At 67.4% G+C, this 20,448-nt stretch carries 21 protein-coding genes; 13 read left to right on the plus strand and 8 right to left on the minus strand.

Translation table 11 applies throughout. The features are described from left to right. Positions 1-5: 5 nt before the first annotated feature. The 5 genes from CLG85_RS03810 to fliF are packed head-to-tail and all read right to left on the minus strand — an operon-like array spanning position 6 to position 4,513. The gene (locus tag CLG85_RS03810) at positions 6-1,061 is read right to left on the minus strand and encodes a flagellar motor switch protein FliG (RefSeq protein ID WP_095883197.1); all 1,056 of its coding nucleotides are present in this window, start codon (positions 1,059-1,061) and stop codon (positions 6-8) included. Between the two features lie 22 nt (positions 1,062-1,083). After that, entirely contained in the window at positions 1,084-1,935 is an 852-nt protein-coding gene (gene fliP / locus CLG85_RS03815) for a flagellar type III secretion system pore protein FliP (RefSeq protein WP_095883196.1), read from the minus strand. After that, the gene (locus CLG85_RS03820) at positions 1,932-2,258 is read right to left on the minus strand and encodes a FliM/FliN family flagellar motor switch protein (protein WP_095883195.1); all 327 of its coding nucleotides are present in this window, start codon (positions 2,256-2,258) and stop codon (positions 1,932-1,934) included. The genes fliP and CLG85_RS03820 overlap by 4 nt, the downstream gene beginning before the upstream one ends. A 3-nt stretch (positions 2,259-2,261) precedes the next feature. Further along, the gene (locus CLG85_RS03825; protein WP_260348456.1) at positions 2,262-2,930 is read right to left on the minus strand and encodes a FliH/SctL family protein; all 669 of its coding nucleotides are present in this window, start codon (positions 2,928-2,930) and stop codon (positions 2,262-2,264) included. Continuing rightward, positions 2,927-4,513 carry a flagellar basal-body MS-ring/collar protein FliF gene (gene fliF, locus CLG85_RS03830; protein WP_235865532.1) on the minus strand — a complete coding sequence of 529 codons (1,587 nt, stop codon included), beginning with the start codon at positions 4,511-4,513 and terminating at the stop codon, positions 2,927-2,929. Before fliF ends, CLG85_RS03825 begins: the two co-directional genes overlap by 4 nt. 252 nt (positions 4,514-4,765) lie before the next feature. Between fliF and CLG85_RS03835 the strand changes: the two genes are divergently transcribed. From CLG85_RS03835 to CLG85_RS03850, 4 genes are read left to right on the plus strand one after another with little or no spacing between them, the layout of a single operon-like run. Then, entirely contained in the window at positions 4,766-5,365 is a 600-nt protein-coding gene (locus tag CLG85_RS03835) for a flagellar basal body-associated FliL family protein (RefSeq protein ID WP_095884398.1), read from the plus strand. After that, positions 5,362-6,303, plus strand: a complete 942-nt coding sequence (locus tag CLG85_RS03840; protein ID WP_224848945.1) for a flagellar motor switch protein FliM — start codon at positions 5,362-5,364, stop codon at positions 6,301-6,303. Before CLG85_RS03835 ends, CLG85_RS03840 begins: the two co-directional genes overlap by 4 nt. Then, on the plus strand, positions 6,287-6,679 hold the full coding sequence (locus CLG85_RS03845) for a flagellar motor switch protein (protein ID WP_260348458.1): 393 nt from the start codon (positions 6,287-6,289) through the stop codon (positions 6,677-6,679). The genes CLG85_RS03840 and CLG85_RS03845 overlap by 17 nt, the downstream gene beginning before the upstream one ends. A gap of 5 nt (positions 6,680-6,684) precedes the next feature. Then, positions 6,685-7,335, plus strand: coding sequence for a MotE family protein (locus CLG85_RS03850; protein WP_224848949.1), 651 nt, complete (start codon positions 6,685-6,687; stop codon positions 7,333-7,335). A gap of 74 nt (positions 7,336-7,409) precedes the next feature. Here the strand turns inward: CLG85_RS03850 and CLG85_RS03855 are convergent, their stop codons facing one another. The 3 genes from CLG85_RS03855 to CLG85_RS03865 all read right to left on the minus strand — a co-directional run bounded on the left by CLG85_RS03855 (position 7,410) and on the right by CLG85_RS03865 (position 12,305). Next, complete coding sequence (locus CLG85_RS03855) at positions 7,410-9,110, minus strand: ABC transporter ATP-binding protein (RefSeq protein WP_260348459.1); 1,701 nt, start codon at positions 9,108-9,110, stop codon at positions 7,410-7,412. 101 nt (positions 9,111-9,211) lie between these two features. Continuing rightward, positions 9,212-11,347, minus strand: a complete 2,136-nt coding sequence (locus CLG85_RS03860; protein ID WP_095883948.1) for a TonB-dependent siderophore receptor — start codon at positions 11,345-11,347, stop codon at positions 9,212-9,214. A 46-nt stretch (positions 11,348-11,393) separates the two neighbouring features. Continuing rightward, positions 11,394-12,305, minus strand: coding sequence for a helix-turn-helix domain-containing protein (locus CLG85_RS03865; protein ID WP_260348460.1), 912 nt, complete (start codon positions 12,303-12,305; stop codon positions 11,394-11,396). A 412-nt stretch (positions 12,306-12,717) separates the two neighbouring features. Here CLG85_RS03865 and CLG85_RS03870 point away from each other — a divergent pair, with 412 nt between their 5' ends. The 9 genes from CLG85_RS03870 (at position 12,718) to CLG85_RS03910 (ending at position 20,444) form a co-directional block, all read left to right on the plus strand. Next, positions 12,718-13,518 carry a creatininase family protein gene (locus CLG85_RS03870; RefSeq protein WP_095883573.1) on the plus strand — a complete coding sequence of 267 codons (801 nt, stop codon included), beginning with the start codon at positions 12,718-12,720 and terminating at the stop codon, positions 13,516-13,518. 11 nt (positions 13,519-13,529) lie between these two features. Then, on the plus strand, positions 13,530-14,345 hold the full coding sequence (locus CLG85_RS03875) for an ABC transporter ATP-binding protein (protein ID WP_095883574.1): 816 nt from the start codon (positions 13,530-13,532) through the stop codon (positions 14,343-14,345). After that, the gene (locus CLG85_RS03880; protein WP_217989796.1) at positions 14,326-15,192 is read left to right on the plus strand and encodes an ABC transporter permease; all 867 of its coding nucleotides are present in this window, start codon (positions 14,326-14,328) and stop codon (positions 15,190-15,192) included. The genes CLG85_RS03875 and CLG85_RS03880 overlap by 20 nt, the downstream gene beginning before the upstream one ends. A gap of 121 nt (positions 15,193-15,313) precedes the next feature. After that, a complete protein-coding gene (locus tag CLG85_RS03885; protein ID WP_260348472.1) occupies positions 15,314-16,366 on the plus strand; it encodes an amidohydrolase family protein in 1,053 nt (350 codons plus the stop codon). Beyond that, a complete protein-coding gene (locus tag CLG85_RS03890) occupies positions 16,363-17,754 on the plus strand; it encodes an FAD-binding oxidoreductase (protein WP_095882579.1) in 1,392 nt (463 codons plus the stop codon). The genes CLG85_RS03885 and CLG85_RS03890 overlap by 4 nt, the downstream gene beginning before the upstream one ends. Positions 17,755-17,784: 30 nt before the next feature. Next, positions 17,785-18,795, plus strand: coding sequence for an ABC transporter substrate-binding protein (locus CLG85_RS03895; protein WP_095882580.1), 1,011 nt, complete (start codon positions 17,785-17,787; stop codon positions 18,793-18,795). 19 nt (positions 18,796-18,814) lie between these two features. Then, the gene (locus CLG85_RS03900; RefSeq protein ID WP_095882581.1) at positions 18,815-19,438 is read left to right on the plus strand and encodes an NAD(P)H-dependent oxidoreductase; all 624 of its coding nucleotides are present in this window, start codon (positions 18,815-18,817) and stop codon (positions 19,436-19,438) included. Then, a complete protein-coding gene (locus CLG85_RS03905) occupies positions 19,435-20,061 on the plus strand; it encodes a TetR family transcriptional regulator C-terminal domain-containing protein (protein ID WP_176476607.1) in 627 nt (208 codons plus the stop codon). The genes CLG85_RS03900 and CLG85_RS03905 overlap by 4 nt, the downstream gene beginning before the upstream one ends. Beyond that, positions 20,058-20,444 carry a RidA family protein gene (locus CLG85_RS03910; RefSeq protein WP_095882583.1) on the plus strand — a complete coding sequence of 129 codons (387 nt, stop codon included), beginning with the start codon at positions 20,058-20,060 and terminating at the stop codon, positions 20,442-20,444. The genes CLG85_RS03905 and CLG85_RS03910 overlap by 4 nt, the downstream gene beginning before the upstream one ends. The last annotated feature ends 4 nt before the right edge of the window (positions 20,445-20,448 follow it).

Below are 20,448 nucleotides of genomic sequence, written 5' to 3' on the forward strand. Positions count from 1 at the left end.
GGTCCTCAATACATCTCGTCGTCGTCGTCGCCGAGGGGCAGGGTGATCTGGTCCTGATCGGCGAGCGTGCGCGCGTAGTCGAGCATCAGCGCCTGCGCCGCGCTCACGTCGCGGCGGCGGACGGGGCCCATGCTTTCCATCTCTTCGATCAGCATGTCGCGCGAGCGTCCGGGCAGCGCGTTGAGGAAGGCGTCGCGTGCGTCCTGGCTGGCGCCGCGCAGGGCGGTGGGCAGCGTGTTGCCGGGCACGCCGCGCATGATCCGCGCAAGGTCCATCGGCTCGAGCCGCACGAGGTCCTCGAAGGTGAACATCTTGGCCTTGATCGAGGCGAACGCGTCGGGAATCGTGGTCTCGAGAATGGGCGCCATCGCGTCGAAGGCGCCGCGGTCGAGCTTGTTGAAGAGATCCGCCATGCGCTGGTGTTGCTCGGCGGCGGTGGGCTGCGCACCGGCGTTGATGATGTCGCTCTGCAGCGATTCCTCGATCTGGCGCATCATGTGATGCGGCACCGCCTCCATGCGGATCATCCGCTCGACGACGCTGTTCATCTTCTCCGGGCCCAGGAGCGGCAGCACCTTGGCGACGACGTCGGTCTTCACGTTGGTGAGGATCGCCGCGACGGTCTGCTCGTGCTCGCCCTTGAGGTAGTTGGCGATGACGTTCTCCGACAGGCCGCTGAACCGGGCCCAGAGGTCGCGCTCCTTCAGCGGGCCGCGGATGTCCTTGAGGATGGCTTCGACCTGCTCGCCCGGCAACAGCGAGCGCAGCAGGTTCTCGGCCACTGCGAAGGAGCCCACGACGCCGCCGCCGTTGGTCATGTCCTCGACGAAATCCGCCAGCACCTGCTCGACCGTCTGCGCCGAGATCGAGCCAAGGCCCGACATGGCGCGGGTGACGCGCTGGATCTCGTCGTCGTCGAGCTTCTGCATCAAAGCCGAACCCCGTTTCTCGCCAAGGCAGAGGAACAGGATCGCCGCCTTCTGCGGGCCGGTGAGCTTGCGCCGCGGCGCCTGCGGGGCGGGCTCGCTCGTCGTGGTGCGTTGGACGTTCGCTACAGCCATCTGGCGGCTCCAATCATGTCTTTCAGCCCGCTCCCGAGAGCGGCAGATAACTTTCCATCAGGCTTCCCGCCAGCATGTACCAGCCGTCGATCAGCACGAAGAAGATGACCTTGAACGGCAGTGAGATCAGCACCGGGGGCAGCATCATCATGCCCGCGCTCATCAGCACCGAGGCGACGATCAGGTCGATCACCAGGAACGGCAGGTAGATCAGGAAGCCGATCGAGAAGGCCCGGCGCAGTTCCGAGATCATGAAGGCCGGGACCAGCTCGCGCCAGCCGACGGCCTCGGCGGAAGAGGGCAGGGGGCCGGGCTCGACCTCGGCGCCGCCCGCGTCGCTGCGCGCGGCGATGTCGTGGAAAAGGCTCAGGTCCTTCTCGCGCGTGTTGGCGTACATGAAGGTCTTGAACGGCTGGCCGATCCGCGAGAGCGCCTGCTCCTCGGTGATGGAGTTTTCCATCAGCGGCTGTACGCCGCCCTCCCAGGCGTCCTCGAACACAGGCTGCATGACGAAGAAGGTCATGAACAGCGCCATGGAGGTCAGCACCATATTGGGCGGGGTCTGGTTGAGCCCGAGCGCCGAGCGCAGCATCGAGAAGACGATCACGAAGCGGGTGAAGCTGGTCATGATGACCAGCAGCCCAGGCGCAAGCGACAGCACGGTCATCGCCGCGATAAGCTGGAGGATGCGTCCCGAGAGCGAGGCGCGCTCGTCCGATCCCGCGGGGGCCGAGCTCAGCGCGTCGCCGATCGCGCCCAGAAGGTCAGAGCCGGCTGCTTGCGCATGGGCCGAGCCCGTGGCCGCAAGCAGCCCTCCCGCCGCCAGAAGCAGGCAGGTCAGTGCAACTCCCCACTGGCCGGATCGGAGGGTCATTCTTCCGAGACGTAGTCCTTGACGATCTCGATCAGCGAGACGCCGAGCCGCTCGTCGGGCAGGCGCACGAGATCGCCGCGGGCGACGAGCCGCTCGTTGATCATCACCTCGACCGGCTGGCCGATGCTCTTGTCCAGCTCGATGATCGAGCCGCGGCTGAGCTTCAGCAGCTGCGCGATCGGCATGCGGGTCTGCCCGAGCACGATCTGGACGTTCAGCCCGACGTTCAGCATCGCGTCGATGCCCTGTCCGCTCTCGGCGGCCTTCGGCGCGGCTGCGGCGGTTCCTTTGTCCGCTTGCGCGGTCTGTGCCTCGTCCGTCATGTCTTATTCTCCTGCCTGATCCTGCCCGACGCTCGTGTCGATGCGTGCCTTGCTGTCCTCGAGCGCGCCGAGGATGCGCTGGCAGATGTCATTGAAACTGTAGTGCATCACCCCGTGGTCCCACTCGGCGCGGACGTCGCCCGTCGCCAGCGCGGGGTCGGGTTTCACCTCGATCCGCCCGCCGAAACCCGCGTGCCGCGCGACGCGTTGGATCTCGGCGGCGCTGCTTTCGGTGACCTCGGGGGCGAAGTGGAATTTCAGCTCTGCGGCGCCGAGCGCCATGCGCACCGCGCCGCGGGCCTCCTGCAGGGCTTCCTGCTCGGCCAGCGCGGCACCCGCGGCCGGGGCGACTTGCCGCAGCACCGAAAGAGCAAAGCCCACCATCTGCGACTCCAGCACCGCGTGGTGATGGTCGGCGTCGGTAAACAGCGCCTGGAGCGCCGGGCCGATCGCCTCGACCGCGGTCACCTGGCGCGCGCTGGTGCTCTGCTGCGCGGCACTCGAGGCCTCGTCCCGGCCCTGCGCCAACCCGGCCTCGAAGCCCTCGGCTTGGGCCTTCGCCACCGCCGCGTCGAACTCGGCGCGGGTGTAGATCGCGCCGACCTTGGCCTGGTCGCCGCGGCGCTGCGCCTCGGCCTCGGCATCGAAGTTGCGGTCGAAGATGAAGCTCATGTCGCGGTCCCTTCAGCCAGCCAGCCCTTAAGCACCTTGATCGCATCCTCGGGCTCATCCTCGATCAGCTGGCCGACCGTATTGATCCAGCCGCGCTGCACCCCGCCCTGCACCGAGGCGAAGGAGACCATCTCGGCACTGCCTTCGGGCAGCGGGTCGAGCACCGTGCCGCTGTGGACCTGCTCGTCGCGCAGGGCCTGGATCGGGGTGACGTTGGACTGCCCCGGAAGGCCGGGAGGCGTCTTGGCGCCGGGCAGCGCGGCGGTATCGGGAGCAGGCAGCCCGCCGGGGCCCTCTCCGGCGGCGGGCCTATTCGCCTCCATCAAACGCAGCAGCGCCGGCCGCACGCCGAAGGCCAGAACCGCGGCGACCAGACCCAGCGCGAAGAGCCCGCGCAGGATGGTCCCGAGGTTGTCGGTGATGATCTGCGCGAAGCTGCGAGCCACCGGCTCGCCGACGTCCATCGAGTAATCCATGAAGCGCAGGCTCACGACCTCGACGGTGTCGCCGCGGTTCTCGTCGAAGCCCATGGCGCTCTGCACGAGCGCCTGCAGACGCTCGATTTCCTCGGCGCTCCGCTCCTCGTATTGCACCGAGCCGTCGGGCTGGACGTTGTAGATGCCGTTGATCAGCACCGCCACCGACATGCGTTGCACGTCGCCGGGCTCGCGCACCGTTTCGACCTGCTTGCCGCCGATCTCGTAGTTGACGATCTCGTTGCTGGTGTTCGAGCTGTTGGTGTTGCTGCCGGGCACCGCATCGGCCAGCGCCGCGGGCACGTCGTCGGCGACGCCGACCTCGCCGCTCGCCGCGCGCTGGTCCTGTGTGGTCTCCTCGCGGGTCTCGGTCGAGCGCACCACCCGCTGGTCGGGGTCGTAGCTCTGCTCGCGCACCACCTGCCGCTCGCTCGACAGATCGACGCTCACCGTCACCCGCGCGTTCCCCGCGCCGACCCGGGCTGAGAGGATCTGCGTGATGCGCTGGCTGAGCCGGTCCTCGATCTGGGCGCGGGCCGATTGCAGCGAGGCCTCGCTGCCCGCCTCGCCGTCGTCGGCCAGGATCGTCTCGCCCGAGGCGGAAAGCACCGTCACCTGCGCCGGGGCGAGGTCGGGAACCGCGGATGCAACCAAAGAGCGAATCGCATGCGCCTGTTTCATCCCGATCTGACGCGAGCCGCGCACGATGACCGAAGCCGAGGGTTTGGGACGCTCGCGCGAGAAAGGCTCGCGCTCGGGCAGCACGAGGTGAACCCGCGCCGCCTCGACCCCGTCGATGGTCTGGATCGAGCGCGCCAGCTCGCCTTCCATGGCGCGCATCCGGTTCACGCGCTGCATGAAGCTGTTCATGCCAAGCCCGCTCTGCTCGTCGAAGAGCTCCCAGCCCGGCGTGCCTTCGCTTGGCAGGCCCAGCGAGGCCAGCTCCATGCGGGCACGGGCCATGTCCTCGGCGGGCACGCTGACGGCGGTGCCGGCGGTGTCGGTGCGGCTGCGGATGCCCGCGGCCTCGAGCGAGTCGACGATGCGGGCGGCATCGGCGGGGTTCAGGTCGCGGTAGAGCGAGATGTAATCCGGCGTGGTGATCACGGAAAGTCCGAAAAATACCGCCAGAACAAGGGCAAACCCCGTCCCTCCTAGGACCGAGAGCCGCCGCCATCCTAGCGATTTCAGATTTTCCAGTATCGCCTGCACGTGTCCTGCGCCCCATCGTGTCTTCTGCCGCAAGAATAAACACAACTGTTCTTGCTCATCAAGAACTATACCGGAAGTTCTGCTTGCCTGGGGCGAAGATTCCACGCATAGTAAAACAAGATTAGTTACCACTCTCAAAGACGTTCCATGGCCGACGCGACAACGACCGAGACCACATCCGACGGCTCCCGGAAAGGGGGGCTGGTCATCGCGCTCGCAATCGCGCTGGCCTGCGTCGTCGCGTTGCTGGCGGGGCTTGTCGCCGCGGCGGGGCCGGCCCGGCTGAGCGCGTTGATCAGCGGCACGGATGCGCAGGAGGGCGGTTCCGCGGTGCATACGGACGTGTCGGGCCATGGCGCGGCCCCCGGGCCTGCGTCCGGCGCCTCCAGCTACACCCAGCTGATGGACATGCCCAAGCAGCCCGAGAACATCATCGTGCTGCCGTTCCAGGAGATTATCGTCAATATCACCGCCACCACGGCCACCGGGCGGCAGACCTCGCGCTTTCTCAAGCTGAACCTGGCGCTGGTCTACGACAACGCCCTGCCGGGTGCCGCGACGATCGAGACCCGCCAGCTTTTCATGCGCGACAGCTTCCAGGACTACCTGCGGCAGCTCAACGAGAGCGATCTTCAGGGGTCGATCGGCATCGCCCGGCTCAAGGGCGAGCTGCTGCGCCGCGCCCGCGCGATCACCGACAGCGAGGCGCCCCAGGAATTTCTCATCGCGGACCTGATCATCCAATGAACGAGCAGAGCCAATTCGTGATCGACACCCGCGCCGTCGAGGAGCTGATCGTCGAGCGCGCCAAGCGCTCCTACGCGCGCCTTCCGATGCTCGAGGTGGTGTTCGACCGGTTTGCGCTGTCGCTCTCGCAGGCGCTGAAGACCTACCTCGGGGCGGTGGTCGACGTGACGCTGGCCAAGATGGACTACCTGACCTGCCAGGACGCCATCGACTCGCTGCCCGAGCCGGCGCTGATCGGCGTCACCGAGGCGGTGGAATGGGGCGGCACCATCGCCGCCGCGCTGCGTCCGGAGCTGCTCTACTCGATCCTCGAGATCACCTTCGGGGGCCGCACGGTGCCGGAAACTCCGCGCAGCCCCCGCACCTTCACCGGTATCGAGAAGCGGATCGGCAAGGCGTTCTGCGAGCGTACGCTCGCAGAGCTGTCGGCGGCCTTCGAGAAGGTGACGCCGGTGCGCTTCGAGATCGGCCATCTCGAGACCAACCCCAAGGCGCTGATGCTCGGGCCGCCGACCAGCTCCTGCGCGCGCGCGGTGCTGAAGATCAACATCGAGGACCGGGTCGGCGAGATGGTCTTCCTGCTGCCGACCACGGCGCTCGACGCGGTCGGGGACGTGCTGTCGCAGCAGTTCACCGGCGGCCAGCTCGGCGGCGACACCGGCTGGCGCATGAAGCTGACCGAGAAGCTCGGAACGACCAATATCCCGGTTGCCGCGGTGCTCGGAGAGGCCAACCTGAGCCTGCGCGAGGTGCTGTCGTGGATGCCGGGGCAGGTGCTCGATCTTGGCATGCAGGTGGACGATCCTGTGACCATCTGCGTCACCGGCAAGACCATTGCCCGCGCCGAGGTCGGCCGCCGCAAGAACGGCAAGATCGCGCTGAAGGTCTCGGAAAAACTGTACGAAGAAGAGGAATTGCCCAATGTCCTTCTTGATTGACATGGCCATACTGGTGCTCCTCGTCGGCACGCTCACCTACGCCTGGGTGGTGGATCGCCGGGTGCGTGTCCTGATGGCGGCGCTGCGCGAGCTCGAGCCGATGATCGGCAGCTTCTCCGCCGCGGTGGACAAGTCCGAAAGCGCGGTCTCGGCGCTGCGGGCCGCCGGTCAGCAAGCAGGTGAGCAGGCCGCGGAAAGCCGCGCCCGCCGCCATCGCGAGCCCGAGCTGAGCCGCAGCGACGCGGCCCGCGGCGAAGCGCCCTCGTTCCGCACCACGCGCGAGCGGCCGAACCGCCCGACCGGCACCGCCTCGGTGTCGGGCAAGTCGGAGCTGGTGCGCGGCTTCTTCGAAACCGTGCGCAACCGGGAGGCCTGAACCAGATGCGCCCGATCACCTTCCTGCTCGTGGGTCTTGCGGTCGCCGTGATCGGCAAGATCGGCGTGACCCTCGCCAACGAGCCCAAGCTCGCCTCTGTCACCGAGCCGCCGCGGGCCGAGCAGGCGATGTTCGTCGGCGCCGCCTCTGCGGCCGCCAGCAGCGAGCCGGAGCCCGTGCCGGCCAAGGCCACGGCGGCAGCGGCGGATCCGGCGATGCTCTGCGAAGGCGGTCCCGAAGAGCTGCTGGCCTCGATCCGTGCCGAGCGCGAGCTGCTGGTGGCGCAAAAGGACCGCTATGCGCAGCGCGAGGCCGAGATCGAGCTGGCGCGCGAGACGCTGGAGATCGAACAGCAGCGGCTGGCGGATCTCAAGGTCGAGCTCGACGGCCTTCTGGAGAAGGTCAAGGCGGCGCATACCTCCGACGTCGATCGGCTGGTGGCGCTCTATCGGAACATGAAGCCCAAGGATGCGGCGACGATCATGGACGATCTCGACATCGAGGTTTCGGTCATGGTTCTCGGCACGATGAACGAGCGCGACGCGGCGCCGATCATGGCCGCGCTGAACCCGGTGCGGGCGCGGGCGATCTCGCAGATCATTCTCGAACGCTCCAAGCTGCCGGGCGACCAGCGGCTCGACGACATCCGTCTCTGATCAGTCTTCCTTCGTCAGAACGCCGGCCCGCATCTGCGGACCGGCGTTCTTGCATCTGGCGTATCGCTTGGGGTTCAGCTCGCCAGTTCGTAATAGGCCGCCTTCGCCTCGATCAGCGCGTCATGGCTGCCGCGCTCGACCACGCGGCCCTGCTCCAGCACCACGATGTGGTCGGCGTCGCGCACGGTGTTGAGTCGGTGGGCGATGACCAGCGTCGTGCGCCCGACTGCCAGCCGAGACAGCGCCGCCTGGACCTCGCGCTCGGTGGTCCGGTCGAGCGCAGAGGTTGCCTCGTCGAGCAGCAGGATCGGCGGGTTCTTCAGGAACACCCGGGCGATGGCCACCCGTTGCCGCTGCCCGCCAGAGAGCATCACGCCGCGCTCGCCGACCACCGTGTCGAGCCCCTCGGGCAGGGTCTCGACCAGCGGGGCGAGCTGGGCGTGGGCGACGGCGGCGAGGATCTCCTCCTCGGTGGCGCCGAGCTTGCCGTAGGCGATGTTGTCGCGCAGCGTGCCGCCGAAGAGGAAGACGTCCTGCGACACCAGCCCGATCTGGCTGCGCAGCGAGGCGAGGGTCATCTTCTGGATCGGCACGCCGTCGATGCGGATCTCGCCGCCGGTCGGCTCGTAGAACCGTGGCAGCAGCGCCATGAGGCTCGACTTGCCGGCGCCCGAAGGGCCGACCAGCGCCACGGTCTCGCCGGGGTGGATGTCGAGCGAGACCCCATGCAGCACCCCGCGCGCCCCGTCGTAGGTGAAGCTGACCTTGTCGAAGGTGATTTCGCCGCGAAACCTCGGGGCCTCGATGGCATCTGGAGCGTCGGTGATATCGGCCTCGGTGGCCAGAAGCTCGGTGTAGCGGCGGAAACCGGCGATGCCGCGGGGGTAGGTCTCCATCACCGCGGCGATCTTTTCGAGCGGGCGGAAGAAGACGTTGACCAGCAGCAGGAAGCCGACGAAGCCGCCCTCCGAAAGCGTGCCGTTGAACACGAAGCCCGCGCCGGCCACCATGACCACCACCTGCACCATGCGCATGCCGCTGTAGTGCAGCGCGGTGAGCTTGGCGAGGATGCGGTAGGCGTCGAGCTTGGTCTCGCGGTAGCGGCTGTTGTCCCGCTCAAAGAGCGCGCGTTCGTGCGGCTCGTTGGAGAAGGCCTGCACCACGCGGATGCCGCCGAGGCTTTCTTCGAGCCGCACGTTGAAGGCGCCGACGCGGCCGTAGATGGCCTGCCATGTCTGCGTCATCCGTCCGCCGTAGACGGCGATCAGCCAGACCATCACCGGCACGATCACCAGTGTCATCAGCGCCAGCGGCAGGTGGATCCAGGCCATGAGGCCGAAGGCCCCGGCAAAGGTCATGATGGCGATGAAGAGATCCTCGGGGCCGTGGTGCGCGACCTCGCCGATCTCCTCGAGATCGCGGGTCACCCGGGCGACCAGCTTGCCGGTCTCGGCGCGGTCGAACCAGCCCCAACTCAGCTTTGTCAGATGCGCGAAGGCCTTGCTGCGCATCTCGGTCTCTATGTTGATGCCCAGCTTATGGCCCCAGTAGGTGACCACGATCATCAACCCTGCGTTGATCAGGTAGACCACCACCAGCCCAACCGCGGCGAGCAGCGTCAGCGTCCAGTTGCCGCCGGGCAGCAGGTGGTCGATGAAGCCGGCTATGGCCAAGGGGAAGGCCAGCTCGAGCAGGCCTGAGGCGACGGCCGAGCCGAAGTCGAGCCAGAAGAGCCGCATGTGCGGGCGGTAATAGGCGAAGAACTGGCGCAGCATCCGGCTGTCTCCCGAGGGTCGTGGCGCGATCCTGCCTGCGAAAGGCAGAAAGGGGCCCCGCATCCATAGACGCGGCGCCCCGTCTTGTCAGGTGGAAGGGATCACCACTTGTAGGTCAGACGGGCCTGAACCGTGCGACCGTCACCGTAGTAGCAGCCGAAGGAGCCGCAGTTGGCCACATAGGCCTCGTCGGTGAGGTTGCTTACGTTGACCGAGACCTGCATGTCCTCGGTGACCGCATAGGACGCCTGCAGGTCCAGAAGGGTCACGTCGTCCATGTGGTAGAGGTTGGCCGCGTCGCCGTAGCGCTCGCCGATGTAGCGCGCGCCGCCGCCGAGGGTGAGCCCGTCCAGCGTCGAGCCCGAGGCAAAGGTGTAGTTCGCCCAGAGGCTGGCGTTGTGCAGCGGCGCGTTCGGCATGTCGAGGCCGTCGTAGTCGCCGCCTTCCTGCTCGGCACGGTTCCACGCATAGGCGCCGCGCAGGTTCCAACCGCCGTCGAGATCGACCGAGGCCTCGAGTTCGAGGCCCTGCGAATGCACCTCGCCGACCTGACGCTCGTCGCCGATGCCGCTGGCGTCGGTGACCGGGGTCTTCACGTTGGTCTGGCGCAGGTCGTAGATCGCCGCGCTGAAGAAGCCGTTGAAGCCGAGCGGCTGGTACTTCACCCCGGCCTCCCACTGCTTGCCCTCGGTTGCCTTGAAGGGGGTGCCGCTGTTGTCGACGCCGATCTCGGGATCGAAGGAGGTGGTGTAGCTCAGGTAGGGCGCGACACCATTGGCGTAGACGTAGCTCAGGCCGGCACGCCCGGTGGTCGCCTCGTCGTCTTGGTCGATGTCGGTGTTGCTCTCGTAGATGTCGCCTGCCCAGTCCATCCAGGTCGACGCGGTGCCGGTCTGGTTGGCCCAGTCATGCCGCAGCGCCAGCGAGGCGCGCCAGTTGCCGAAGGCGAGCTCGTCCTGCGCATAGAGGCCGATCTGCTCGAGCGTAAGATCGTTGGTCTCGGAGTACCACGGGTCGCTCAGGTTGGCGCCGCCGTAGGAGGGGTTCGAGAAGCTGATCGAATCGGCGTTGAGGAAGTCGGTGGTCTCGTCGATGCCATAGCGACGCATGTCGAGCCCCAGCACCAGACGGTGGTTGACCGCGCCGGTGTCAAGCTGGCCGTTGAGCCGCAGATCGAGGTTCTGCGAGAAGCTCGCCTCGGTGGTGCCATTGGCGCCGCGGGTGATGGTGTCGCCGTCGGCGACGGGGTTGTTGACGTAGAAGCCGGTGTAGTCCCAGTCGAACTTCTGGTAGCGGAAGTTCGCGTCGACCGACCAGTCGCTGCTCAGCTCATGGCTCAGCTCGAAGCCGAGGTTGAGCATCTCGCGCTCGCTCTCGTCGTCGCTGGGATCGCCAGCATAGAAGTCACGCAGATCCTCGTCGTCGGCCTCGCCGACCAGATCGTAAGGGATGCCCGCCGGGGTGATCGGGCTGTCCTTCTGCCAGGCGCCGAGGAATTGCAGAGAGGTCTGCGCGGTCGGCTCCCAGCGGGTGGCGAGGCCGAGATAGCGGCGGCTGTTCTCCAGCTCTTCCACGTCTTCCTCGCTGTCGCGCGCCACGGCGGTGACGCGGGCGGCGAAAGTGTCGCTGAAGGCGTGGTTGTAGTCGATGAAGCCCTCGGTCGCCTTGGGATCACCGGCTCCGACGCCGACCTCTCCGAAGCTGAGGAACTGCGCGCGTTTCTGGATCTGGTTGATCACGCCGCCGGGGATGCCGGCGCCGTAGAGCACCGAGGCCGGACCCTTCAGCACCTCGACCCGCTCGAGCGAGTAGACCTCGAAGGAGGGTGCGCCGCGCTCGCGCAGCAGGCGCAGGCCGTTGAGATATTGGGCGTTGCCGCCATTGAAGCCGCGGATCGTCGGCGCGTCGAAGCGCGGGTCGGTGCCGTAGGGTTGCGCGGTGACGCCGGCGGTGTAGCCGAGCGTGTCGCCGAGCGTGGTGGCGCCCTGGTCCTCGATCTGCTCGCCGGTGATCACCGAGATCGACTGCGGCGTCTCGAGGATCGGCGTGCCGGTCTTGGTGGCGGTCTGCGCCGTAGTGGCGACATAGCCGGGCACCGGGTCCGACGGATCGTATTCCCCCTCGAGCACGAGCTCGCCCAGGTCGAAGAGGTCTGCGGTGGATTGCGCCTGCGCGGCCCCGGCGAGGGCGAGCAGGCTGGCGCTGGCCAGGAGCGTCAGGCGGAGGGTACTTGTCATGTCACGTCCCACGATGCGGAATTTTTCCGAGTATTTATCTCGGGATTTAGGGGCGCTCTTGAACGAGACTGCCGTGATTTGACGCAATCACGCGCGTTCTGGCCTTTCGCCAGGCGCCCGGGGTCTCGCCCTGCGCGGCGCGGAAGGCGCGGGTGAGATGCGCCTGGTCCGCGAAGCCCACCGCGGCGGCGATCTCTGCAAGGCCCATCGGCGTGTCGGTCATCAGCCCCATCGCCGCCTCCACCCGAAGCTGGGTCAGCCAGCGCTGCGGCGTGGTGCCGAGGCTCTGCTTGAAGGCGCGGGTCAGCCAGCTCTCGGACAGGCCGGCAAGCGCGGCCAGTTCGGCGACGTCGATTCGCCGGTGCAGCGCCGAGAGGGCATGGCTGCGCAGGTCGCGGATCACATGCGGCGGCAGCCCGCCGCGGCGGGGCTCGGCCTCGGTCGCGCCAAGGTCGAGCACCTCGCAGAGAAGCGCCGAGAGCAGGCCGTCGAGCATCATGTCGGGGCGGGAAGGGGTCTGCACCTCTTCGGCCAGCAGCGCGGCGAGCGGCTGGGTGCGGCTGTCGGTGGCGAGGAAATGCGCCTCGTCCATCCGGCGAGTCCCGCCTGCCGCACGCAGCCGCTGCGCCAGCGGTCCGGCCTCGAGGTGGAAGTCGAGATGCGCATAGTCCCGCTCTTCGGGCAGGGCGCTCCAGAGCGGCATGCCGGCGGGAATATAGAAGGCGCCGATCCCCTCCATCCAGGCTCCGCCCGGGGTGGTGCGCAACCGCAGCGCTTCTGCTTGCGCGCCGAGGAAGACCACCAGCCGCGGGTCGGGCGAGCGGTAGAAGCCGCCTGCACCGGCCTCGCCATGCACGTGCCAGACGTCGGCGATCGCACCGCCCCAGCGCCTCCAGCGCAGCGGGCGCGTGGGGCTGATGGCTCGGGTCTGCGATGTCATGCGGGGCATGAAGGTCATGGCGGCTCGCGTCGGTCGGGCAGGGAGGCGCGGCCTGCGGGACGTGGCGGACCCGGGTGCCGGCGGGGACTTTCGGCAGGAAAGACGTGGCGCTCGCCGGGGCGGGGCGCTGGTCACTGCATCCTTCTAGAAAATCCGACTACTTTAGTCAAGCAAGGCGCTGGGTTTGAGAGGGGCCGGGGACGGCGAATCGCGCCAGAGCAGAGTTACTGCGCGAGACGTGACCGGTCTGCGGGTGGTTGTCGCAAGGGACGGGTAAAAATGCACAAATTGAAGGCATCATTTGAGTGAATTTCCAAGCGAACCCAAGGTCCACTTGTCCGACTCCGAATTTTCATACCAAATGGTTTGATCACTCGCTATGGAACCGCAAATCGCTGCGGCGCGGCGAGGGCAGTCGAAAGGGCACGGCATGAAACGATACTGGGCGGATTACAGCAGCAGGGAGTTTGCCACGCTCGACCGCGAGAAGCTGATCGCGGTGCTGCCGCTCGGCGCCATCGAACAGCACGGCCCGCATCTGCCCATGTCCGTCGACGCCGCCTCTGTCGAGGGCGTGGTCTCGCGTCTTGCCGGCGCGCTGCCCGATCACAGCCCGGTGGTCTTCCTGCCGACCCAGGCGGTGACCAAGAGCAACGAGCACAGCGCCTATCCGGGAAGCCTGACGCTTTCGGCCGAGACGCTGCTGCGGGTCTGGATCGAGATCGGCGCCTGCGTGGCGCGATCGGGCGTGCGCAAGATCGTCCTGCTCAACGGCCATGGCGGCAATATCCCGGCGATGGATATCGTCGCCCGCGAACTGCGCGAGAAGCACAGGATGATGGCCTTTGCCCTGAGCTGGTTCGCCGCCGGGATGCCCGAGGGCGTCTTCTCGGAGCGCGAGCTGCGCCACGGCATCCACGCCGGCGACATGGAAACCTCGGTGATGCTGGCGCTCGACCCCGGGAACGTCGACATGTCCCACGCCCGCGACTTCCCCTCGCAGGCCGAGATCTGGGCGCAGGAGACCCCCTCGATCGCGCTGCCGGGCCCGGCCAAGCCCGCCTGGCTGACGCAGGATCTCAGTAGCGCGGGTGCCTGCGGCGAGGCACATCTGGCCAGCGCCGAGAAGGGCGAGGCGACCCTCGATCATGCGGTGGCCCGGCTCATCGACATCTTCGACGAGATCGATCGCGCGCCGCTGTCGCGCCTCGACACGCAACCCGACTGGTAAGGAGCCCGCCCATGCCCCTCGACACCACAGCTAGGTCCTCTGTGCAGGGCGCCGCGCAGATCGAGATGTCCCATGTCTTCAAGCGCTTCGACAATGGAACGCTGGCGCTGCAGGACATGGACCTCACCATCCGGCAGGGCGAGTTCGTCAGCCTGCTCGGTCCCTCGGGCTGCGGCAAGTCGACGGCGCTGCGGATGATCTCGGGACTGCTGGCGCCCTCATCGGGGCAGATCACCGTCAACGGCCACGCGCCGGGCAAGGGTGTGCAGGGCGGCGACGTCAGCTTCGTCTTCCAGGAGCCGACGCTGATGCCTTGGGCCACGGTCTTCGACAACGTCTACCTGCCGCTGAAGCTGCGCGGGCTCGGCCGCAAGCAGGCCGAAGCGCAGGTGACCGAGGCACTCGAGATGGTCGGTCTCGCCAAGTTCGGCGGCAGCTATCCCCGTGAACTGTCGGGCGGCATGAAGATGCGCGTCTCGATCGCCCGCGCCATGGTCACCAAGCCGAAGCTGCTGCTGATGGACGAGCCCTTCGCGGCGCTCGACGAGATGACCCGCTTCAAGCTCAACAACGACGTGCTGAACCTCTGGCGGCGCAACGGGCTGACGGTGATTTTCGTCACCCACTCGGTGTTCGAGAGCGTCTACCTGTCGAGCCGTGTCGTGGTCATGGCGCCGCGCCCCGGCCGGGTGGTGCACGACATGGCGCTGCCCGATGCCACCACGCGCGACGAACATTACCGCACCACGCCTGAATACGCCGAGACCTGCCGTCTCGTGTCGGATGCACTCGAAGGGACCATGGACGATGTCGACCTCAACCACTGACCCCGTAACTATGGCCCCGCAGGCAGCCCCTGTCTCGGAAGACCCCGCGCTGCGCGCCGCCCGCCGCGAGCGGCGAATGCGCATCCTGATGCCCAGCCTCGCGCTGCTCGCCGCGCTCGGACTTTGGGAGTTCCTCGTGCGCTACAACGAGATTCCGCACTACCTGATCCCGGCGCCGAGCCTCATTCTTGAGACCCTGTGGAAAGACGGCCCGTCGCTGCTCTCGAGCGCCTGGTTTACCGTCAAGCTGACGCTGCTCTCGCTCGGCCTCGCGATCATCGGCGGCGTGGCTCTGGGGATGGTCTTTGCCCTTTCGCGTACCATCGAGATGAGCCTCTTTCCCTTCGCGGTGATCCTGCAGGTGACCCCGGTGGTGGCCATCGCGCCGCTGATCCTCATCTACGTCGACAGCACCTTCGCCGCGCTGCTGATCTGCGCCTGGATCGTCGCCTTCTTCCCGATCCTGTCCAACACCGCCATTGGCATGCGCAGCGCCGACCACAACCTGCGCGACCTCTTCACGCTCTACGGCGCGACCAAGTGGCAGCGCCTGCGCTACCTGCTGATCCCCTCGGCGCTGCCCTATTTCATGGCCGCGCTGAAGATCGCCGGAGGCCTCGCGCTGATCGGCGCGGTGGTGGCGGAATTCGTCGCCGGCACCGCCGGGCAGAACACCGGGCTTGCCTCGCGCATCCTCGAATCCAGCTTCCGGAACGAGATCCCGCGGATGTTCGCGGCGCTCTTGCTGGTGTCGATGCTGGGCATCCTGATCTTCCTTGCCACCTCCTGGCTCTCGCGCGCGGTGCTTGGGCACTGGCACGAGAGCGAGATCAAGCGACAGGGCTGAGCGATGACCACGCTGAACGGCGTCGCGCTGGCCGACCGCGACGGACATTGGGACGTGTCACTGGAGGGCGCGCGGATCGCCGCGCTCACCCCGTCGAACGGGCAGGGGGGGCGGTCTGCTGCTGCCCTGCTTTGCCGACGCGCATGTGCACCTCGACAAGACCTTCACCGCCGCCCGGGTGCCGAGCCGTCCGCAATCGCTGCACGAGGCCATCGCGCTGATGGCCGGGGACAAGCCGAACTGGACTGCGGACGACCTGCGCCAACGCGCCGCGCGCGGGCTGCGCCGCGCCTTTGCCAATGGCACGAAGGCGATGCGCACCCACGTGGATTGGACCGAGGCCGAGGTGCCCGAGGCGCTGCCGGTGCTGCGCGGGCTGGCCGAGGAGTGGCGCGGCAGCGTCGAGTTGCAGCTCGCCACGCTGACCCCGCTCGATGCCTTCGCCGAGTTCGGCGACCGGATCGCGCAGGAGATCGCCGGGACCGGCGCCGTGCTGGGCGCCTTCGTCTACCGCAACGGGGATATTCCCGGGAAGCTGCGCAGGGTCTTCGATCTGGCCGAGAAACATGACCTGCAGCTCGACTTCCACGTCGACGAGGGGCTCGACCCGGACGCGCAGGGACTCGACGCGATCCTGCACGAGACCGAGGCGCGCGGCATGGCGGGCCGGGTGCTGGTGGGCCATTGCTGCGCGCTGTCGGTGCGCCCGGAGGGCGCGGTGGCCGACCTGCTCGGACGGGCAGGCGCGGCCGAGATGGCGCTCTGCACCTTGCCGACCACCAACGCCTTTTTGCAGGACGCCACGCCCGGCCGTACGCCGCGGCTGCGCGGGCTCGCACCCGTGCACGAGGCGCGCGCGGCGGGAATGCCGGTGATGCTGGCCTCGGACAACGTGTGTGATCCCTTCTACCCGCAGGGCGATTACGACCTCTTCGACGTCTATCGCATGGCCGTGCTCGCCGGGCATCTTGACCCGCGGGACTGGCTGACCAGCGTCACCGAGACCCCGGCGCAATGGCTTGGCCATGACCTTGCCATCGAGGCGGGCGCCCCCGCCGACTTCATCCATATCGCCGCCAGCAGCCTTGACGATGCGCTGAACCGCCCTCGCGCGGTCCGCACCGTCTGGCGCGATGGCGCCCCCATCCCCGAGACCCCCGGAGACTTCGCATGACCGACACCCAACTCGCCGCCCCGCTGGGCCGCCACGCAGAGGCGCTTGCCGCCCTGCGCAAGGATCTCGACGGCCTGCGCTTCTACGACGACGAACGCGCGCTCGAGGCGCGGTCGAAGGATTACTTCTGGTACAGCCCAATCCTCGACGCCGAGCTGAAGGACAAGCGCGCCGAGCTGGTGGTGATCCCGCAGGACCAGGACGAGGTGATCCGCGTTGCAGCGGCCGCCGTGCGCCACAGGGTGCCGGTCACGCTGCGCGGCGGCGGTACCGGCAACTACGGCCAATGCGTACCGCTCGACGGCGGGCTGGTCATCGACCTAACGCGCCTCAACCGCATTCTCGAGATCACCCCCGGCCATGCCCATGTCGAGGCGGGCATCCGCATGTCCAAGCTCGACGACGCGGCACGCGAGACGGGGCAGGAGCTGACGATGTATCCCTCGACCCGCAGCCTTGCCACCATCGGCGGCTTCATCGCGGGTGGCTCGGGCGGCATCGGCTCGCTGCGCCACGGGATGCTGCGCGACGAGGGGAACCTGACCTACCTCAAGGTGCTGACGCTCGAGGAAGAGCCGCAGGTGATCGAGCTGCACGGGCTCGACGTGCAGAAGGTGCACCACGCCTATGGCACCAACGGCATCGTGCTGGAAGTGGGCCTCGCGCTCACCCCCTCGACCGACTGGCTGCACACCGCGGCGCTCTTCGACGGCTATGACAAGGCGCTGCGCTTTGCCACCGCCGCGCAGGAGGACGGCCTCGACTGCTACCTGCTGACCCCGGTCGAGCGCCGCTTCGCGCCCTATTATCGCAAGTTCGAGGGCTACTTCCCCGAGGACCGCGACGCGGTCTTCGCCATGGTCGCCCCCTCGGACATGGAGCGCTTTCGAGCGCGGGCCGAGGCCGAGGGCGCGACCATCTCCTTTGCCATGACCATGGAGGAGATCCACGAGAACCGCCTGCAGCCCGCCTATGAATGCGGCTGGAACCACACCACGTTGCAGGCGCTGAAGGTGGACAAGGGCTGGACCTATCTTCAGGTGGCCTATCCGCGCCCCTTCGACATCGACCTCGTGATGCGCCAGATGGAGCGCTACGGCGACGAGATGTTCTGGCACCACGAGATGGCGCGGCAGGACGGCGAGATCCAGATCTTCGCCCTGCCGCTGGTGCGCTTCCGCGGCAAGGACGAGATGTATGCTCTCATCGCGGAGCTGGAAGCAGACGGGTGCACGATCTTCGACCCGCATGTGGTCACCATCGAGGATGGCGGCATGAAAACGATCGACACGGCACAGATCGACTTCAAGAAACTGGCCGACCCCTACGGGCTGATGAACCCGGGCAAGACCCGGGGCTGGCGCCCCGAGATGGCGCGCAGCGCATAACAAGACCCTTCTACCAACAGGATCAAATCCATGAAGACACTCTCCATTTCTCTGACCGCGCTGGCGGCCTCGCTCGCTGCCTCGGCGGCCTTCGCCGGTGACAAGGTCGTCTTCGGCACCAACTGGCTCGCGCAGGGCGGCCACGGCGGCTTCTACCAGGCGCTGGCGGACGGCACCTACGAGAAATACGGCCTCGAGGTCGAGATCCGCCAGGGCGGCCCGCAGGTGAACAACCGCCCCATGCTGATCGCCGGCAAGCTCGACTTCCTGATGGCGGGCAACCTGCTGCTGTCGTTCGACAACGTGCGCAACGGCATCCCCACCACCGTCGTCGCCGCGATCTTCCAGAAGGACCCGCAGGCGCTGATTGCCCATGAAGGCGTCTACGAGAGCTGGGAGGATCTGACCACCGCGCCCGAGATCCTGCTCTCCAAGGACGGGCAGTTCTCCTACTGGAAGTGGATGGTCGAGGACTTCGGCTTCCGCGACGAGCAGGTCCGCCCCTATGGATACAACCTCGCGCAGTTCCTCAGCGACGAGAAAATGGTGCAGCAGGCCTATGCCACCGCCGAGCCGCTCTATGCCGCGGCCGAGGGCGCCGACGTGGCGACCTACCTGATGGCGGACCACGGCTGGAACACCTATGCCACCACCATCGAGACTCGGCAGCAGATGATCGACGAGAACCCCGACGTGGTGCAACGCTTCGTCGAGGCCTCGATCGAGGGCTGGTACACCTTCCTCTATGGCGACCACACCGCCGGCTACGAAGCGATCATTGCCGCCAACCCCGAGCTGACCGTCGAGAAGCTGGACGCCGAGATGGCGCAGATGGCCAAGCTCGGCATCATCGACAGCGGCGACGCGGTGGAGCTCGGCATCGGCGCGATGACGGACGCCCGCATCGCCGACTTTTACGAGACCGCGGTGAAGAGCGGCATCCTCGAGGAAGGCGCGCTCGACCTGACCAAGGTGGCTGACACCTCCTTCGTCAACAAGCGCCACGGCATCGAGATCAAGACCGCCGCCGAAGGCAACTGAGCCGGGGGGGGGCGGCGCCTTGCGTGTCCTGATCGTCTTTGCCCATCCGGGCCGGGAAAGCTACGGTGCCGCCCTCCTTGCCACGGCCCGCGAGAGCCTCTCGCGGGCCGGGCACGAGGTCGAGGTGATCGACCTCTATGCCGAGGGTTTCGATCCGGTCCTCTCTGCCGAGGACTGGGCCGATTACATCCCCAACACCCAACGGCTGATCGCCAAGGTGGCGCCGCATGTCGCGGCGCTGCGCCGGGCCGAGGGGCTGGTATTTGTCTATCCCACCTGGATGTACGGCCCGCCCGCCATCCTCAAGGGCTGGATGGAGCGGGTCTGGCTGCCCGGCGTCGCCTTCGAAGTGGCCAGCGCCACCAAGAAACGCGCCACCGGGCGGCTGCAGAACATCCGCTATTTCGCGGTGATCACAACCTCTGGTTCGCCCTGGTGGTGGCTTCGGCTCATTCGCGATCCGGGCCGCTCGATGCTGGCGCGGGGCTTTCGGGTGCTGTTCCACCCGCGTTGCCGCGTGACATGGTTGCAGCTACACGACATGAACCACCGCAAGCCAAGGGACCTGAGGGCTTTTCTGGAAAAGGTCGGCACGCGTCTCGCCCGGTTCGGCGAACCGGCAAGCAAGGGGATAGGGCGATGAGCGCCGCACGTCTGAAGCGCAAGGAAATCCACGACGCCATCCGCGAGGCGGCGCTGCGCGAGTTTGCCAGCTACGGGCTGTCGGGGACCTCGACGCAGCAGCTCGCCAAGGCTGCGGGGATCACCAAGGCGCAGCTGCACTACTACATCACCTCCAAGGAGGATCTCTACCGCGAGGTGCTCGATGGCATCATCGGGCAGTGGCGCGACATCTTCTTCGTGGGCGAGTCTGACGATCCGGCCGAGGTGATCACCGGCTACGTGCGGCTCAAGCTGCGGCTGGCGCTCGACTGCCCCGAGGCGTCGCGGTTGTTCCTGCAGGAGCTGGGGCGCGGCGCACCCGAAATGGGCGGCAAGTGGGAGGGGCTGCACGCCTCGGTGCGCGAGGCGACGGCGGTGATCCAGCGCTGGATCGACGAGGGGCGGATGAACCCGGTTGATCCGCTTCTCTTCATGATGAACATCTGGGCGGTAACCCAGCACTATGCCGATTACGAATTCCAGAGCCGCCGCGTGCTGGGCGTCGACCCGGGCGCCGAGATGGATTTCGAGCGCATCGCGGCGGAGGCGGTGCAGCTCTTCCTTGCCCGCGCCGGCCTAACAGACGAAGGACAGACCCGATGAAACCGCTCGCCCCCAAGAGCATCGCCGCCCCCTTCGGCCACTATTCCCACGGCATCGCTGGCGGCCCCGTGGTGGCGACCTCGGGCCAGCTGGCGCTGCGCCCCGACGGCACGATCCCCGAGGGTGTCGGAGCGCAGGCCGATTTCTGCTTCGAGGCGCTGCGGGCGATCCTCGCCGAGGACGGGCTGGATTTCTCGGACGTACTGCGCTTCTCGGCTTTCGTGACCCGGCGCGAGGATATGCAGGGCTACATGGCCGCCCGTGACCGCGCCTGCGCAGATCTCGAGGTGAAGCCGGCCTCGACGCTGATGATCGTCTCGGGGTTCACCCGGCCGGAATTTCTTGTCGAGGTCGAGGCACTGGCGCTGCGCAGGGACCGGTGATGGG

This window comes from Alloyangia mangrovi (assembly GCF_002300555.2).
Taxonomy (GTDB): Bacteria; Pseudomonadota; Alphaproteobacteria; order Rhodobacterales; family Rhodobacteraceae; genus Salipiger; species Salipiger mangrovi.

What these genes read in the sequence shown, in the direction of transcription:
- CLG85_RS03810 (WP_095883197.1), bottom strand. Translation starts at nt 1,061, where the DNA reads ATGGCTGTAGCGAACGTCCAACGCACCACGACGAGCGAGCCCGCCCCG.
- fliP (WP_095883196.1), bottom strand. Translation starts at nt 1,935, where the DNA reads ATGACCCTCCGATCCGGCCAGTGGGGAGTTGCACTGACCTGCCTGCTT.
- CLG85_RS03820 (WP_095883195.1), bottom strand. Translation starts at nt 2,258, where the DNA reads ATGACGGACGAGGCACAGACCGCGCAAGCGGACAAAGGAACCGCCGCA.
- CLG85_RS03825 (WP_260348456.1), bottom strand. Translation starts at nt 2,930, where the DNA reads ATGAGCTTCATCTTCGACCGCAACTTCGATGCCGAGGCCGAGGCGCAG.
- CLG85_RS03835 (WP_095884398.1), top strand. Translation starts at nt 4,766, where the DNA reads ATGGCCGACGCGACAACGACCGAGACCACATCCGACGGCTCCCGGAAA.
- CLG85_RS03840 (WP_224848945.1), top strand. Translation starts at nt 5,362, where the DNA reads ATGAACGAGCAGAGCCAATTCGTGATCGACACCCGCGCCGTCGAGGAG.
- CLG85_RS03845 (WP_260348458.1), top strand. Translation starts at nt 6,287, where the DNA reads ATGTCCTTCTTGATTGACATGGCCATACTGGTGCTCCTCGTCGGCACG.
- CLG85_RS03850 (WP_224848949.1), top strand. Translation starts at nt 6,685, where the DNA reads ATGCGCCCGATCACCTTCCTGCTCGTGGGTCTTGCGGTCGCCGTGATC.
- CLG85_RS03855 (WP_260348459.1), bottom strand. Translation starts at nt 9,110, where the DNA reads ATGCTGCGCCAGTTCTTCGCCTATTACCGCCCGCACATGCGGCTCTTC.
- CLG85_RS03860 (WP_095883948.1), bottom strand. Translation starts at nt 11,347, where the DNA reads ATGACAAGTACCCTCCGCCTGACGCTCCTGGCCAGCGCCAGCCTGCTC.
- CLG85_RS03865 (WP_260348460.1), bottom strand. Translation starts at nt 12,305, where the DNA reads ATGACCTTCATGCCCCGCATGACATCGCAGACCCGAGCCATCAGCCCC.
- CLG85_RS03870 (WP_095883573.1), top strand. Translation starts at nt 12,718, where the DNA reads ATGAAACGATACTGGGCGGATTACAGCAGCAGGGAGTTTGCCACGCTC.
- CLG85_RS03875 (WP_095883574.1), top strand. Translation starts at nt 13,530, where the DNA reads ATGCCCCTCGACACCACAGCTAGGTCCTCTGTGCAGGGCGCCGCGCAG.
- CLG85_RS03880 (WP_217989796.1), top strand. Translation starts at nt 14,326, where the DNA reads ATGTCGACCTCAACCACTGACCCCGTAACTATGGCCCCGCAGGCAGCC.
- CLG85_RS03890 (WP_095882579.1), top strand. Translation starts at nt 16,363, where the DNA reads ATGACCGACACCCAACTCGCCGCCCCGCTGGGCCGCCACGCAGAGGCG.
- CLG85_RS03895 (WP_095882580.1), top strand. Translation starts at nt 17,785, where the DNA reads ATGAAGACACTCTCCATTTCTCTGACCGCGCTGGCGGCCTCGCTCGCT.
- CLG85_RS03905 (WP_176476607.1), top strand. Translation starts at nt 19,435, where the DNA reads ATGAGCGCCGCACGTCTGAAGCGCAAGGAAATCCACGACGCCATCCGC.
- CLG85_RS03910 (WP_095882583.1), top strand. Translation starts at nt 20,058, where the DNA reads ATGAAACCGCTCGCCCCCAAGAGCATCGCCGCCCCCTTCGGCCACTAT.